Raw genomic sequence first — 491 nt, 5'->3', positions numbered from 1 at the left:
CGACGGTGAGCGGAAAAGGCGGAGGGCGACGCCCCGCGACGTTTGTTCGGACATATACTGAACGCCGCCGGAACTCGAAATTATCTGACGCAGGAGTACCTGCATGAAGACGCTGCATTTTGACTGCTTTGCCGGAATATCCGGCGATATGACGCTGGGTGCGCTGGTCGGGCTGGGCGTTGACCCCGAATACCTCCGGCAGGAACTCGGCAAGCTCGGCGTATCGGGTTGGGAGCTGGAGTTTCGCCGCGAGTCCCGCTGCGGAATCGCCGGAACCCGCGCCGTCGTGCGTCTGGACGACGCTCCCGAACCGCACGGCGAGCACCGGCACGAACACCAGAACCGCTCGTGGAAGGACATTCGGGCGCTGCTCAGTGCGTCGGGCGTCCGCGAATCGGCAAAAGCGCGGGCGCTCGACATATTCGGACGCCTCGCGGAGGCGGAAGCTACCGTGCACAGCGTGCCGGCGGACGAAGTAACGTTTCACGAGG

1 protein-coding gene is annotated in these 491 nt (G+C 64.4%); it reads left to right on the top strand.

Annotation, left to right across the window (positions count from 1 at the left end; all coding sequences use genetic code 11):
• Positions 1-103 precede the first annotated feature (103 nt).
• A partial coding sequence (gene larC / locus AWU74_RS07970) for a nickel insertion protein (RefSeq protein ID WP_162505077.1) occupies positions 104-491 on the top strand: 388 nt, incomplete at its 3' end.

The sequence above is a fragment of the Treponema endosymbiont of Eucomonympha sp. genome, from assembly GCF_001028545.1.
The sequence above is the reverse complement of the archived record's forward strand: the minus strand, read 5'-3'. Positions and strand labels throughout refer to the sequence as shown.